We start from the raw sequence: 14,658 nt of genomic DNA, 5'->3' as shown, positions 1-14,658 counted from the left end.
GAACATCCGCGCCTGGACACTCAAAGCAGTCAACGTCTCCGGGCCCTGCCAGCCAGGCAACCCCACCAACGACCCCACCTGCGAAAAACAAGACCTCACCATCTTCAAACCCCGCCAAACACGCTAACCACCACCACGCAAAGGACCGGGGCCAGCCGATGTTTACCGCATCGACTGGCCCCGGTCTTTAGTGCGTGAGCCAGCCCAGCCCAAAGCGAGCATCGAGCTCCGCACCCTCAATTAACTGAGCTGGCAGCGGATCAGACAACAAGCCTTTAACCAGCTTCGCAGTATCCCCAAAGGCCGATTCGACGCTGCCATCACGATGTTGCCTCGCCTTCGACCCTTAAATACAGCAGGATCCGAAACAGCAATTATGTTGCCGAAGGTTGATTTAAGGGTGGGGAGTTCGCGGCGCAGATTGTCCAGCTCCGGGCCATCGCCGACATTCAACAGATACAGCCCATCCGGGGCCAAAACCCTCGCAACCTCAGCGACAAACCCAGAATCAACGAAACCATCCGGCGTCGTGTCACCCGCGAAAACATCCCGCACAACAACATCACGGCTACCCGCCATCAACGTAGGCACAACATCCAAAGCGTCACCAGAGCGAAGACGCAAAAACGGCGCCCGCGGCAAAGCAAACCAGCCGCGCACCAATTCATTAAGCCGCGCATCCAACTCAACAACAACCTGGCGGGACTCAGGGAACTCCGCATTCACATACCGGGGAAAAGCCGCCGCACCGCCTCCCAGATGCAACGCACGCACCCGGTCCTCGCGGCCGAAAAACATGCCCAGGACTAATGCCATCCACCGCATATATTCGAAATCGAGGTGCCGCGGATCTGACAAATTCACGCTCGAGGACGGCACCCCATTGACGAGCACCGTCCACGTATCAGCCGAATACGGATCCCGCTCGAGCGCCACCATGCCAGTCGAAATCGGCCATTGGCCCTCCCGCAAATCCGCGGGACCTACCGGCGGAACACCCGCATCGGAATCAACACCACCATCGGACGCTAAAGACTCGACCTGCAGATCCTGCGAACGACGAGCCGCCCGCCCCCGCTTCCGGCGCGACGAACCCCTGCTCATGAATGCGTAGTGAGGTTCTTCGTTGGAACGTTGCGGATCATGCGGATCTCACGGGCACCAGACCACTCGTCCGGCAAATCCTCAACAGCGCCATCCGCAACGAAACCAAGCTTCGTATAGAAAGCGCGCGCCCGGGCGTATCCTCAACAACCCACAAAATGCAGGAATCCTCGCCGACCACGAAATCGACCAGCCGCGACGCGATACCGCTGCCATGCCACGCCTTATCCACATAACACGTGAAAAGCTGCCACTTCGCGTGCGTTTCAAAACGGTCCTGGTCATCAAGCACAGGCGCCGCCGTAGCTACACCGACGACCTGGCCATCCGACGTGCGCGCAACCGCAAAGCGCGACTGATTCCCCGGGCGCTCCAACATCGCAGACCATGCCGCGACGTCCTTATCCAGCCGCGCATCCATGTCATCCAGGTCGTCTTCGCCCAGATATTTGTCGTACGTGTCGCGCCAGGCCTGGTTTTTGACTCGCAACGCATCCCTGACCGTCTCCGGCGTCATAGGTTCGATGCGGACATCAGTTCCAGCGGACGCCGGCGGGCTCGCCGCGGTAATCAGCGCAACCGCTGTACCCGTTGAGGTGTACTGATGCTCGGCGCCGAAAGCTGTGGTCGCGAAACGAGGATCGTCGCGGAGAAGCTTGAGGGCGCCATACATGCCGGTTGCGGCATCTATTGAAGCTGACTTCATGCCGGTTACGGCATACAGAGATTCGGAGGCCTTCGACTCCTCAGCCCACGCCTGTTCCGCAGCCTCCAAGTCCGCGTCCGCCAACACGTTCAAGCCACGCAAAATCACAACCGAACCCGGCGTAGTCAACCGCAAAGCCCACTTCAAATACGTAGCCGCAGACTCCGGATCCGCATCGATCAACACCACGTCAAACGGCGCCAACCGATTCCACGTCAACTGATGCAACGCCCGAACAGCGGGCCCCGCCTCAACATTCCACCGACCAGACCCCTCCCCCTCAGGGTCCAACAGACGCAAATTCTCCCGCGCCCTAGCCGCCCGCTCGCGATCAATCTCCAAAGCATGCAAATGCCCGTCCGAAGGCAACGCCTGTAAAAACCACCCAGACGAATACCCCAGTCCCGCGCCGATATCCAAGACGCGACGGGAACGCGTCAACGACGTCAACAAAGCCAGTAGCTTTCCCGACGAAGGCGACGCACTCAAGTCGCCCTCCGCCTCCATCTGCCGGCGAATAGCGGCCAACGCATCCGGCTCATAGGCAACCGAAGACAACAGCCCTTGGAAGGAAAAATCCTCACCAGGAAAATCAGTCACTCAAACCTCCCAAAGCCACAACGCGAACCAACTAAAACCGAAAACTAGGCGTCCGACCTTTCAATAGCGGACTCCAAGCGCTCAAGCTTACCGTCTATCTCACCTTCGACCCCAGGGCGAATATCGGCCTTGATCACCAAGGAAACCCGCGAACCAAACCGCTCCACCGCCTCGGTGGCCCGCTTAATCACATCAAACACCTCATCCCAGGTGCCCTCGATCTCAGTGAACATACTCGACGTGCGATTAGGCAGCCCCGACTCGCGAACCACCTTCACAGCCTCAGCAACAGCCTCAGCGACGGAGCCATCAGCATCACAACCAGCACCAGAAGGCGCAACGGAAAAAGCAGCAATCATAAGAAACAGCGTGCCACGTTTACCCCAGTAAGCCCATCAAAGTGACAGCTTTTAACTTTCGGCAACGCCAGTGCTGAAAACCCACGCAGGCCACTCGTTATCCACAGATTTTCGAGCACTCACGTTGCCAAAGATAATTTATCCACAGATGTGAAAAAACCTGTTTATAAGACCCACAACACACTGCATCATGCATCTATGGGCCGAAAACTAACTCCACCACCCGAAGCACTCCATAACACCATCTTCACACGCAAAGAAGCACTCCAGGCCGGCCTCACACCCGGCCAACTGCGCTCCCACCAATACAAACGAATAGCACCAAGCATCTACTGCCACCGCGACACCACACCCACCCCCGACGCAATCGCCCGCGCATACAGCCGCAGCCGACCCCGCATCGTCATCACCGGCATCCAAGCCGCCCAACACTACAAATTCCCGCTACCCCACTGGATCGAAAACCCAACCCACGACCCAAACACACCAACACCACGCATCAGCCTCTGGTCCCGCACATGGCGGCGCGACCACCCCGACCACCACCTCGAATGGAACAAACGACGCCTCAAACCCGGCGCCGTCACAACACTCCCCGACCCCGAATTCCCCACCCACATACGCATCACCACCGTCGAACGCACATGGTTCGACCTCGCCAACATCCTCGACCTCGAAAACATGGTGATCGTCCTCGACCACATCATCCGCATCCCCAACCCCAAGTACGAAAACCGCGAAAAACCACTATCCACACCCGAAAGAATCGCGGCATTCATCGAGGCCCACCCCCACACCCCCGGCATCAGAATCGCACGGGAAGCGCTGCGGCTCACACGCATCGGGGCGGACTCACCGCAGGAAACCCGGCTACGGCTCGCCTGCCGCGAAGCCGCTCTCCCGGAACCAGCGGTCAACAGGTGGATCGAAGACAACGACGGCCGCCGCATCGTCCGCCCCGACCTCACCTGGCCAGAGGCGAAAGTCGCATGCGAATACGATGGCGCAATCCACGAAACCGAACGCAAACGAGTCACCGACGCCCGCCGCAACGCGCTCACCGCCCGGCTGGGGTGGCGACAAATCATCGTGAAAGACACCGACCTGTGCCGGCAAGAACGACTCGGATGGCTGACGAAAGACCGCCTAGCTGCCTGGAATCAACTCGGTAACCGGGAACGGCCGAAGCGGCCGCTCGGTGTGCGGATCGGGCACTACGGCATCAAGCTGCGGGTATGGCAACCAGTGTCTATGGGGCTCGCGCCGGGGCTCTGCCAATCCCCGGTTATCCACACAATCCGTAAAGCGCTCAAGTACGAACTAGCCGCCTAAAGAAGAGCAAGCTACTCGCCCCACCCTGCTCAAAAACAACCTTCGGCAACAAGAGTGCTGTTATAGCCATAGAAAATAACCAGGCAGCCAACCCAACGGCATTTCAGTACCAGTCAAAGCGCACCCGCCCAGTGTGCTGCGCAGGGGCAACTCACGGCCATTTCTTAACCTTCAGCATCGCTAATGTCGTAATCCCCACTTTTACAGCAATTAAAGTGCCGAAGGTGAAAATAGGTGGGAAAATGGGGAACGGACACCCCCCAACAACCCAAGCGAGGACTTCATGACCCGCGGCCTGTACATCTCCGCCACCGCTCCCGGCGCAGCCAAAACCATCGTCGCCGTCGGAGTCACCGAACTCCTGCACCGCCGCGCCACCCGCGTCGGCTTCTTCCGCCCCATCACCGAAGCCGACACCCCCGAAAACGACACCTCGCTCCAATACTTCCGCGCCAACTACGGCCTCACCAGCGAAAACTCCGGCGTCGGCCTCACCCGCGACGAAGCCCACGAACTCATCGCAGCCGGCCGCACCGAAGACATCTACACTCGCACCCTCGAAACCTACTCGACCCTCGCCGCCAACAGCGACGTCATCGTCATCGAAGGCACCGACCTCACCGGCCACGACTACGGCAGCGAATTCGAACTCAACGCACGCCTCGCCAACCACCTTGGCTGCCACATGATCGGCGTCGTCAACGGCTCCAACAAAACCCCACACGACGTCGCCGAAGCCGTCGACCTCGCCCGCGACGCCTTCTACGACGCCAACGTCGCCCTCCTCGCGATGATCGTCGACCGCGCCAACCCAGCCCACATCGACGACATCCGCGCCGAAGTCCGCCCAGGCCGCTCCCACCGCAAGGCTACGTCATCCCGGAACTGCCCGACGTCACCGCACCCACCATCGACAACATCGCCACCGCAACCACGCCCGCCTCATCGCCGGCACCAACAACCCCGAACGCACCATCAACAACACCATCATCGCCGGCATGAACGTCGGCTACCTCCTGGAACGCTACACAGCCGACGACACGTTCCTCATCACACCATCAGACCGCAGCGACGTCCTCCTCGCGGCCGTCGCCGCGTCCCGCACCCTCGACTTCTACTCGACCGCCGGGGTCCTCGTCACCGGGCCGCGCCCCGTCGACTCCGCGGTCTTACCCGTCCTCGCCGAAGCGCCCTTCCCCGTCTACGCGACCGACGACGGCACCTTCGAAACCGCGCAAACCATCGCCAACATCCACGGCGACGTCACCGACAACATCCCGCGCAAAAACGCGGCCGTCATCTCCGCGTGGGAAGAATCCGTCGACGAACACGAACTCCTCGCACGCCTCGAACTACCGGCGCCCGACGTCGTCACCCCCATCCGGTTCCTCCACCAGCTCGTCACCAAAGCGCAACAGGACCGCCGCACCGTCGTTCTCCCGGAGGGGCAAGACGAACGCATCCTCCGCGCCGCTGAAATCATCACGCGCCGCAACATTTGCGACCTCATCATCCTCGGCGGCTCGGACGTCGAAACGCTCGCCCGCGAGAAGGGCATCGACCTCACCGGGATCAGCATCGTCGACCCCGAAACCGACCCTCGCACCGAAGAGTTCGCGCGCGAATTCTACGAACTACGCAAACACAAAGGCATCACCGAACAAGACGCGCGCGCCAAAATGTCTGATAAAACGTTCTGGGCCACGATGCTGGTGCACACCGGCGGCGCAGACGGCATGGTTGCAGGCGCGGTCGGCACCACCGCCGACACCATCCGCCCAGCCCTCCAGATCATCAAAACCCGCCCGGGCGCGGACATCGTCTCCTCCGTGTTCCTCATGTGCCTGCCGGAGAAAGTCCTCGTCTACGGCGACTGCGCCGTCAACCCCAACCCGACCGCGGAACAACTCGCGTCCATCGCCACCGCATCGGCCGCGACCGCACGCCAGTTCGACGTCGACCCGCGCGTCGCGATGCTCTCCTACTCGACCGGCGCATCCGGCTCCGGCGAGGACGTGGACCGCGTCCGCGAAGCCACCGAACTCGTGCACGCCCAGCATCCCGACTTCCCCGTCGAAGGCCCCATCCAATACGACGCCGCCGTCGACGCCACCATCGGCGCATCCAAACTCCCCGGCTCCAGCGTCGCGGGCCAAGCGACCGTCCTCATCTTCCCCGACCTCAACACCGGCAACAACACCTACAAAGCAGTGCAGCAATCCGCCGGCGCCGTCGCGGTCGGACCCGTGCTCCAGGGACTCAACAAAGCGGTCAACGACCTCTCCCGCGGCACCACCGTCGCCGACATCGTCAACACCGTCGCCATCACCGCGATCCAGGCGCAAAGCCTCACCCCACGCCAGACAAACTAACTTCGGCAACAGGAGTGCTCTAAAACCCAGTTAGACTACGATGTGGTGGGCGCCTCACACACGCGCCACACCACGGAAAGTGTGGAAGGCTCAGGTGCTGCGGTGCGCGTTCTAGTGATGAACTGGGGGTCATCGTCCCTCAAATACGTGATCATCGACCCAGAAACAGGGGACGAAGCGCTCTCCGGGAACATTGAAGAAATCGGACTCGGCGGGGTCGCCGACCACGGGGAAGCACTGGGCCTCGTCACCGAACACATGGACCGGGAACTCGGGTCCGACCACGGGGTCGACGCGGTAGGGCACCGCGTCGTGCACGGCGGCGAAAAATTCTCCGAACCCGCGCTCGTCACGCCCGAGGTCATCGAGGAAATCGACGCGCTCTCACCGCTCGCGCCACTGCATAACCCGGCTGCCGCATCGGGCCTTCGCGCCGTATCGGAACAGTGGCCGGACCTGCCGCAGGTCGTCGTGTTCGATACCGCTTTCCACCGCACCATGCCGGAAAAAGCGTGGCGCTACGCGATCCCAGACGTTCTCTATAAGGAGCACGGCGTTCGCCGCTACGGGTTCCACGGCACAAGCCACGAATACGTCGCCGGCGTCGCCGCCACAACCCTCGGCATCGCTAGTGCTGAATTCAACGGCATCGTCGCCCACCTCGGAAACGGCGCATCCGTCACCGCGATCCGCGCAGGCAAGTCCTACGACACATCGATGGGGTACACTCCGCTCGCTGGCCTGGTGATGGGCACGCGGTCGGGCGACCTCGACCCGTCGGTGGTTACGCAGCTCATCGAGCGCGGCCTGTACACGGCTGACGAACTGGATGTCATGCTGAATAAACGTTCCGGGTTGCTGGGCCTGGCGGGGCGTTCGCACATGAAAGAAGTGGTCGATGCGGCGGCAACAAGCCCGGAAGCGCAGCTCGCGCTCGATGTGGCTGCGTACCGGTTGCAGAAGTACATCGGCGGGTATCACGTAGCGATCGGCGGCGCGCAATGCCTCGTATTCACTGGCGGGATCGGCGAAAACTCTGCGCCTTTCCGTGAAATTGTGTGCCGGGGCCTCACTCCGTTGGGGGTCGAACTCGACGAAGAAGCGAACAACAACGTCGCGAAGGAACCGACTGTGATTTCCGCCGAGGGTTCGGCAATCACAGTCATGGTCGTGCCGACGGATGAAGAGGTCGCGATCGCGAAAGCCACCGCCCACCTCCTCTCTAACCTTTAGCAACGAGAGTGCTCCAAAACGGCAGTCGTTTTAACCTTCGGCACCAAAATTGCTGAAATAAAGCTGCAAGCTGGAACGCTGCTTGGTTGCGCTTGTCTTGACTCGGCAGCGCAACCGCGGGCTCGCTTACTGTGGAATAACGACAATTTTTGTGCCGAAGATTAACGTCGCTGGGAAATCGATACTCATAGGGCAAAATGGAACGTATGCCTCACGCCACTTCCCGCGAGGACGGTAAATCACCTGACGCCGCCGAAACTGACACGTTGCTTGAGGTCCGCGACCTTTCGATCAGTTTCAAGACCCGCCATGGTGTCGTCAACGCTGTCCAAGGCGCCAGCCTGCAACTAAACCGCGGCAAAACGCTCGCCATCGTGGGTGAATCTGGTTCTGGTAAGTCCACCCTCGCCATGGCGATCATCGGCCTCCTCCCCGACAACGGCGCGGTAACAGCCGGTTCTATAACGTTTGACGGCCAGGACCTAGCCACCTATTCCGACCATGAGTTTCAGCGTCTGCGTGGCTCCCACATCGGCCTTGTTCCGCAGGATCCGATGTCGAATCTCAATCCGGTGGCGCGCGTCGGGCAGCAGATCGCGGAGACGTTGCTGGTCAATAAGTCGGCAACTAAGAGCACCGTAGATAAGCGCGTCCTTGAGGTCATGCGGGATGCTGGTATCCCTAATCCTGAGGAGAAGGCGCATCAGTATCCTCATGAGTTGTCTGGTGGGTTGCGGCAGCGTGTGCTGATCGCTATCGGGCTTGCATGCCAGCCGCGTCTTTTGATTGCCGATGAACCGACTTCCGCGCTCGATGTGACGGTTCAGCGGGTGATCCTTGACCGGCTGGATGAGATGACCGCTGAGCGGGGCACTTCGGTTTTGTTGATTACCCATGACCTCGCGCTCGCTGCGGAGCGCGCCGAGGATGTGGTGGTGATGCATCGAGGGCGCGTGGTGGAGTCGGGGCCTGCCCGTCAGCTTTTGGAGAGCCCGCAGCATCCTTATACGCAGGAGTTGGTGCGGGCCGCGCCGTCGGTTGCGGCGGCTCGTTTGATGCCGGGCGCTTTCACGGGCGCAGGCGGGGCTTACGATGCGGTGGCTGGTTCCGCTGAGGCGGCGCCGGCGGAGATGGATCCGCTGGTCCGCGTCGAGGGGTTGAGCAAGTCTTATCCGAAGCGTGGGGTGCGTGGCGAGGACTTCTTTGCGGCGAAGAATGTTTCGTTTGAGATTCCTCGCGGTTCGGCGGTTGCTCTTGTGGGTGAGTCTGGTTCAGGTAAGACGACTACGGCTCGAATGTTGTTGGGGTTGACTGAGCCGACGAGCGGCCGGATCGAGTTTGACGGCGAGGACTTGTCAGGTTTGAAGAGGTCGGACTGGAAGAGGGTCCGTCGTCGTCTGCAACCGATTTTCCAGGACCCTTATTCGTCGCTGAATCCGATGTATTCGATTGGGCGTATCATTCGCGAGCCTCTGGACGCCTATAAAGTGGGGACCCCTGCGGAGCGCCGTGACAAGGTGCGATCGTTGATGGATGAGGTTGCGTTGCCTGCGGATTTGTTGGGGCGGTATCCGTCGGAGTTGTCTGGCGGGCAGCGTCAGCGTGTAGCGATTGCGCGTGCTTTGGCGTTGGAGCCGGATTTGCTTGTGTGTGACGAGCCGGTGTCTGCGTTGGATGTGCTGGTTCAGGACCAGATCCTGAAGTTGCTGGGGCGCTTGCAGGCCGAGAAGGGGCTTTCGTATCTTTTTATTTCGCACGATCTGGCGGTGGTGCGGCTCATCTCAGACTATGTGTGTGTGATGAAGTCCGGTGAGCTTGTGGAAGCGGCGACGTCGGAGGAGATCTTCAAGAACCCGCGGCATCCTTATACGCGGAAGCTGCTGGCGTCGGTTCCCGGAAACGAACTGAGCATCACAGATTAGCCCCTTAAACCATCTTCGGCATCGCTAGTGCTGAAATCGCCCCGCCAGGGGCTGCATTTCAGCACTAGCGATGCCGAAGGTTCTAAAAAGTCTCAGTAGAAGTGGTCCTTGTCGACCACGTTCTTCATCTCTCCGCCTGCGAGCCACGCTTTCGCGTTCTCAATGAACAGGGCCACGACCCTATCCGGTTCCTTATCGGACAGCGCAGCGTTGTGCGGGGTAATCATCACTTTCTCGTGCTGCCATAGGGGACTTTCTGATGCCAAAGGTTCGCGATCCGTGACGTCGAGTGCAGCGAAACTGACCTTCCCCCGGTCCAGTGCGTCAACCAGCGCCACCTCATCGATCACCGAACCGCGGCCCACATTGACCACAACCGCATCGTCCTTCAAAGCGTTCAGGAACTCCGCATCGACCAGGTGACGTGTCGCGTCCGTGCCAGGCAACGTCACAACAAGCGCATCCACCTCACCCAGCACGCTGTGCAGCTCATCCATCGGGATGACCCGCTCGAGTCCCTCAACCGGCCGGCCGGAACGCGAAGCACCCCAGACCCGAGCGCCAACAGCAGAAAACACCGCCGCGGTCCGCGACCCGATCCCGCCGAGGCCCAGCACCAGCACCGTCATGTCGGCGAGCGCACGCATCGTCCATCGAGGCTCCGGCCAGTGCGAGTTCCGCTGGTCTTTCTGGATGCGCGGCAGGTCTTTCGCGCCAGCGAGCACGCCGAATAGCGCGAATTCGGTAAGGGTTTGCCCGTGGACGCCCGCGGATGTTGTGGCAGTGAATGATTCGAAGCGTTCGGGACTGATGTTGGCGCGTTTGATTTGCGCCCCGCCGCCGGCTGCTGTGGTGTGAACCCAGCGGAGGTTGTCGTTTCGCTGGATGATTTTCCCGAGGAGCGTCCCGGATTCGTCTGGCACTGCGAAGAGCGCGTCGGCGGTCGCGAGGATGTCTTCGTAGCGTTCTTGTTCTTCTGGGGTGCGTTTGAAGTTTGGGTCGCCTGGCCAGTCGCCGGCGTATCGTGCTGGTGGCTGCAGCTCGGGGGCGCTGACGATGTCACACTCGGGCAGTTCAGTGATGATGCGGTTGGTGAGCTCTTCGTTCAGCGGGGTTGCAATAACGATGCGGGGGCGTGATTCGTTCTGCATGTCAGCTCCTCTGGGGTTGGGTTTGCATGCCATCCTATGTGGCAGCTTCTCCCCTGCAATAAAACCTTCGGCACCGAAATTGCTGAAATTCTGTTGGCGGAGTAAATAACTACAATTCTGATGCCGAAGGTTAACTTCTGAGGTTGGGGCGGGCGTCAAAGGCCCAGCGCTGCTCTGAGGTCGGCCGGGTAGTTGCTGGTGAGCTCCTTGACCCCTAAATCAAGGAGATACCGGGCATCTTCGAGTCGATCTACCGTCCACAATCGGTGTTTTGTGCCTTGTTGTATCCATCGGCGTACGTGTTCTTCGTGGTCGCGGGCGAACGATACGCCCGGCCCCGCCATGAGCTGCGGATTCTCATCGAGTAGCTGCATTGCTACGTTTTGTCTCGATCTTTGTAGTTCTGTCCGCCGCTTATTTTCGATGAGCATGCACACGTTAGCTGCCCCGAAAACTTCAGTCATTCGTCTTACCGAGGTCGGGCTGAAGCTCATAATAGAAGCACTCACGTTGCTAAAGGTTAAAGAGGGGTGGGTGGTGAGGATCTCCACCACCGCATCGTCGAGCTCGGGATTATGCGCGGGCGTGTGTTTCACTTCGACCGCCACCTCGATCGGCCGCCCTGCTGCCCCCGCGATCTCCAGCAGCTCGCTCAATGTCAGCAGCTGCTCCCTTGCCCCGCCATACTCAGCCGGCCAACTCGACGTTTTCCAGCTGCTGAAGTCCAGCTTCCGCAGCTCCGCCAAGCTCCAATCCGAAACCGCGCCCACACCGTTCGAGGTCCGCCCCAGTTTTTCGTCGTGATGCACCACGACCTCCCCATCGGCCGTGAGCCGTACGTCGCATTCGAGGCCGTCCGCCCCGTCACAGATTGCTTGCATGAACGCGGCGCGCGTGTTTTCGGCGTAGCGGCCGGATGATCCTCGGTGGGCGAATATGCGTGGCACGTTTTCAGCCTAACGGCTGTGCCGTGGCCGGTTAACGATGCGGCGCGGGTGTTTAGATGGAGGTGTCCGTTCCTTCTGGGGAGGTTTCCATGCCGTCCACGTCTTTTCAACTCTCGCCGGCCCCCGCCGAGGCCCCCGCCGCCGGCTCAACCGCACCGACCGATGAGCAGCGCCGCCAGGCTCTTCGCAAAATGAAGTTCGTCGCGACGGCACTACTCGCAATTCTGGCCGTTATTTTTGCGTTGGGTTTCGCGTTGCAGGACCGCTACGTGTGGGCTGGCTACGTCCGGGCGGGCGCCGAGGGCGGCATGGTTGGTGCGTTGGCGGATTGGTTTGCGGTGACGGCGTTGTTCCGCAGGCCGATGGGTTTGCCTATTCCGCATACGGGTTTGATTCCTCGTAAGAAGGATCAGATTGGCGATAGTTTGGGCGCTTTTGTGCGTGACAATTTCCTCAATGATGAGGTTCTTGAGAAGCGTTTGGCGAATCTTCGTGTTGCGCAGCCCTTGGGCGGTTGGATCGCTGATCGTGACCGTGCGGAGCGGCTTTCGGGCGAGCTTTTGACGATCGCTTCTGGCCTCATGGAGGTTGTCGCCGATGAGGATTTTCAGCGGGTCGCGGAGGGTTTGGTCCGTGAGCATGTGATTGAGCCTGAGTGGGCTAGCACGGTTGGCGTCGTTTTGGGCCGGGTTGTGGATGATCGTCAGCATGTTGCGGCGGTTGAGTCGTTGATTGATCAGGCGGCGGACTGGCTTCGGGAGCATCCGGAGGTTGTCCATCGGCTGGTTTCTGACAGGACGCCGGGCTGGTTGCCGTCGCGTGTGGATCGGTTGATTGGTGAGCGTTTGCACCGTGAGTTGGTGAGTGTTTTGGCTGCGGCGCGTGCCGATGCGGCTCATCCGTTGCGTGTGAGCGTTGACGGTTGGTTGGCGTCGGTTGCCGATGGTTTGCAGCGGGATGCTGTGACTCAGGCTCGTTTTGAGGGTTTGAAGGTTTCGTTGGCTTCGGATCCTCGGTTGCGTCAGGTCGCGTCCGATGTGTGGGTTCAGTTGAAGCGGTCTGTTTCCGATGCGGCGGTGTCGGTTGATGCGCCGTTACGTGAGTCTTTGACGAATGGCTTGGTTGATCTTGGTCGGCGGTTGGTTGGCGGCGACCCGTTGGCTGAGAAGGTCGATGCGTGGGCTGCGCAGGCGGCACGGTGGGCTGCTGTGCGGTATAGGGGTAAGGCTGTTGAGTTGATTACGGATACTGTGCGTGATTGGGATGCGTCTCAGGCTACGGAGCGTATCGAGTTGATGGTGGGTAAGGATCTTCAGTTCATCCGGATTAATGGCACGGTTGTTGGTTCTTTGGCGGGTGTCACTATTTTCGCGTTGGCTAGCGTGGTGAGTTCTGTGGTTGGTTGATGTGTGCCATTTTCGGCGGCCCTATGTGAGGCTCGCTAGATACAGAAAGGGTGGGAACACGATCTTCGTGTTCCCACCCTTTCTGTGGTGTCGGACTGACGTTAGTGATGCAGTCCGACTGCCGTCTTATTCATGGTCGCTTTACTGGTTGCGGCGACGCATGATGATCGTCAGCACGAGGCCTAGGACCACGAGTACGGCTGCAATCCCGATCACTCCAGCGACCTGCGCACCGGTCTGGGCTAGCGAGCCCGAACCTGGACCGCCAGTCTGGTCACCGGCATTGTCGCCACTGTTGTCGCCACCTGGCATGCCCGGAGCTGGGACATTCTGGTCCTGGCTCGGTTCACCAGTTGGATCCTCAGTCGGCTCGTCCGTTGGACTATCCGTTGGTTCACCGGTCGGCTGATCCGTCGGCTCCTCGGTTGGCTCGCCCGTAGGGTCCGCAGTCGGTTCCTCGGTAGGGTCCGGCTGTTCGGTCGGTTCCTCGGTTGGGGTGTCCGTAGGCTCACCGGTCGGCTGATCCGTTGGTTGCTCGGTAGGAACGTCCGTAGGATCCTCGGTCGGTTCCTCGGTTGGCTCCGGCTGTTCAGTCGGCTCCTCGGTTGGAGTGTCCGTAGGCTCATCCGTTGGCTCAGGGCCCTCAGTTGGACCGTCCGTCGGCTCGTCCGTCGGTTCCTCCGTTGGTTCCGGGGTTGGCTCCGGCGTCGGCTCCGGCTCAGTCGGCTCCGGCGTCGGCTCCGGCTCCGTAGGCTCCGGAGTCGGTTCCTCAGACGGCACTGGAGCCATCTTGATGGTGGCCTCACCAGACGCGCTCACCTCAGGAGCAGCCTCAAGAGCACGCGAGACAGCAGTCATGCTGAACAGCGTCACACGCTTCACAGCACGAGCCTCAGCCTCACCCTTGACGCCGTCGCCAAAGATCGTCGCCTTATTCACCAGATCCTTCTGAGCGGCAACATCCTCAGCAGTCACCGTGTACTCGGCAACACACGTCACCGACTCACCCGGCTGCAGCTGCAGGGACTTGTCCGCAACATCCACCTTGTCGCCCTTGACCGTGCACTCAAGAACAAGCGGATCCTTGCCCTCAACCCACGTGTCGACGAGGTAAACATTCTTAATGGCTACCTCACCAGTGTTCTTACCAGTGATCGTGAACGTAGCGTTCTCACCAGCACCGAGCGTGATCGCAGAAACCGGCTCGTCCGAACCCGGACCAGCAACGAGCTTCGTCAGTGACAGCTCAACCTTCTTCGGATCCGGGGTTGGTTCCGCAGTCGGCTCGTCCGTAGGCTCCTCAGTCGGTTCCTCGGTAGGTTCATCCGTCGGCTCCGGACCCTCAGTCGGGCCATCCGTTGGATCCTCGGTAGGTTCATCCGTCGGCTCCGGACCCTCAGTCGGGCCATCCGTTGGATCCGTGGTTGGTTCCTCGGTTGGCTCCGGCTGCTCAGTCGGCTCGTCCGTTGGAGTATCCGTAGGTTCCTCGGTCGGCTCCGGTTCCTCCGTCGGTTCCTCGGTCGGCT

At 60.6% G+C, this 14,658-nt stretch carries 11 protein-coding genes and 1 pseudogene; 6 read left to right on the top strand and 6 right to left on the bottom strand.

Annotation, left to right across the window (positions count from 1 at the left end; translation table 11 throughout):
• Window positions 1-240: 240 nt before the first annotated feature.
• Genes CAY35_RS09355 through CAY35_RS09345 form a run of 3 tightly spaced genes read right to left on the bottom strand, consistent with a single transcriptional unit; the run spans window position 241 to window position 2,769 of the window.
• Window positions 241-1,104, bottom strand: coding sequence for a spermidine synthase (locus CAY35_RS09355; protein ID WP_146191962.1), 864 nt, complete (start codon window positions 1,102-1,104; stop codon window positions 241-243).
• Window positions 1,105-1,141: 37 nt separating this feature from the next.
• A complete protein-coding gene (locus CAY35_RS09350; RefSeq protein WP_109304335.1) occupies window positions 1,142-2,410 on the bottom strand; it encodes a GNAT family N-acetyltransferase in 1,269 nt (422 codons plus the stop codon).
• A 44-nt stretch (window positions 2,411-2,454) separates the two neighbouring features.
• Entirely contained in the window at window positions 2,455-2,769 is a 315-nt protein-coding gene (locus CAY35_RS09345) for a thiamine-binding protein (protein ID WP_109304334.1), read from the bottom strand.
• 198 nt (window positions 2,770-2,967) lie between these two features.
• On the opposite strand from CAY35_RS09345, the gene CAY35_RS09340 reads away from it, so the two are divergent.
• The 5 genes and pseudogenes from CAY35_RS09340 to CAY35_RS09325 all read left to right on the top strand — a co-directional run bounded on the left by CAY35_RS09340 (window position 2,968) and on the right by CAY35_RS09325 (window position 9,628).
• Window positions 2,968-4,101 (top strand): hypothetical protein, encoded by a 1,134-nt coding sequence (locus tag CAY35_RS09340; RefSeq protein WP_109304333.1) that lies wholly within the window; start codon window positions 2,968-2,970, stop codon window positions 4,099-4,101.
• 283 nt (window positions 4,102-4,384) lie between these two features.
• Window positions 4,385-4,879, top strand: a pseudogene (locus CAY35_RS09960) (AAA family ATPase); the annotation flags it as partial.
• 166 nt (window positions 4,880-5,045) lie between these two features.
• Complete coding sequence (pta, locus tag CAY35_RS09335; protein WP_309136534.1) at window positions 5,046-6,473, top strand: phosphate acetyltransferase; 1,428 nt, start codon at window positions 5,046-5,048, stop codon at window positions 6,471-6,473.
• 102 nt (window positions 6,474-6,575) lie between these two features.
• Entirely contained in the window at window positions 6,576-7,706 is a 1,131-nt protein-coding gene (locus tag CAY35_RS09330) for an acetate/propionate family kinase (protein WP_109304338.1), read from the top strand.
• A gap of 206 nt (window positions 7,707-7,912) precedes the next feature.
• The gene (locus CAY35_RS09325) at window positions 7,913-9,628 is read left to right on the top strand and encodes an ABC transporter ATP-binding protein (protein WP_109304332.1); all 1,716 of its coding nucleotides are present in this window, start codon (window positions 7,913-7,915) and stop codon (window positions 9,626-9,628) included.
• Window positions 9,629-9,720: 92 nt separating this feature from the next.
• On the opposite strand, the gene CAY35_RS09320 is transcribed toward CAY35_RS09325, so the two are convergent.
• On the bottom strand, window positions 9,721-10,779 hold the full coding sequence (locus CAY35_RS09320) for a D-2-hydroxyacid dehydrogenase (RefSeq protein WP_109304331.1): 1,059 nt from the start codon (window positions 10,777-10,779) through the stop codon (window positions 9,721-9,723).
• Between the two features lie 155 nt (window positions 10,780-10,934).
• A complete protein-coding gene (locus CAY35_RS09315; protein WP_109304330.1) occupies window positions 10,935-11,726 on the bottom strand; it encodes a glycerophosphodiester phosphodiesterase in 792 nt (263 codons plus the stop codon).
• A gap of 89 nt (window positions 11,727-11,815) precedes the next feature.
• On the opposite strand from CAY35_RS09315, the gene CAY35_RS09310 reads away from it, so the two are divergent.
• Window positions 11,816-13,132, top strand: a complete 1,317-nt coding sequence (locus tag CAY35_RS09310) for a DUF445 domain-containing protein (RefSeq protein WP_181377557.1) — start codon at window positions 11,816-11,818, stop codon at window positions 13,130-13,132.
• A 141-nt stretch (window positions 13,133-13,273) separates the two neighbouring features.
• Here the strand turns inward: CAY35_RS09310 and CAY35_RS09670 are convergent.
• The coding region (locus CAY35_RS09670; RefSeq protein ID WP_181377556.1) for a DUF7507 domain-containing protein at window positions 13,274-14,658 on the bottom strand (1,385 nt) is incomplete at its 5' end.

It is taken from the genome of Pseudoglutamicibacter cumminsii (assembly GCF_003143995.1).
Lineage (GTDB): Bacteria > Actinomycetota > Actinomycetes > Actinomycetales > Micrococcaceae > Pseudoglutamicibacter > Pseudoglutamicibacter cumminsii_B.
The sequence above is the reverse complement of the archived record's forward strand: the minus strand, read 5'-3'. Positions and strand labels throughout refer to the sequence as shown.

Excerpts from the sequence above, each read along its gene's own strand:
- CAY35_RS09355 (WP_146191962.1), bottom strand. The coding sequence starts at position 1,104 with ATGAGCAGGGGTTCGTCGCGCCGGAAGCGGGGGCGGGCGGCTCGTCGT.
- CAY35_RS09345 (WP_109304334.1), bottom strand. The coding sequence starts at position 2,769 with ATGATTGCTGCTTTTTCCGTTGCGCCTTCTGGTGCTGGTTGTGATGCT.
- CAY35_RS09340 (WP_109304333.1), top strand. The coding sequence starts at position 2,968 with ATGGGCCGAAAACTAACTCCACCACCCGAAGCACTCCATAACACCATC.
- CAY35_RS09325 (WP_109304332.1), top strand. The coding sequence starts at position 7,913 with ATGCCTCACGCCACTTCCCGCGAGGACGGTAAATCACCTGACGCCGCC.
- CAY35_RS09320 (WP_109304331.1), bottom strand. The coding sequence starts at position 10,779 with ATGCAGAACGAATCACGCCCCCGCATCGTTATTGCAACCCCGCTGAAC.
- CAY35_RS09310 (WP_181377557.1), top strand. The coding sequence starts at position 11,816 with ATGCCGTCCACGTCTTTTCAACTCTCGCCGGCCCCCGCCGAGGCCCCC.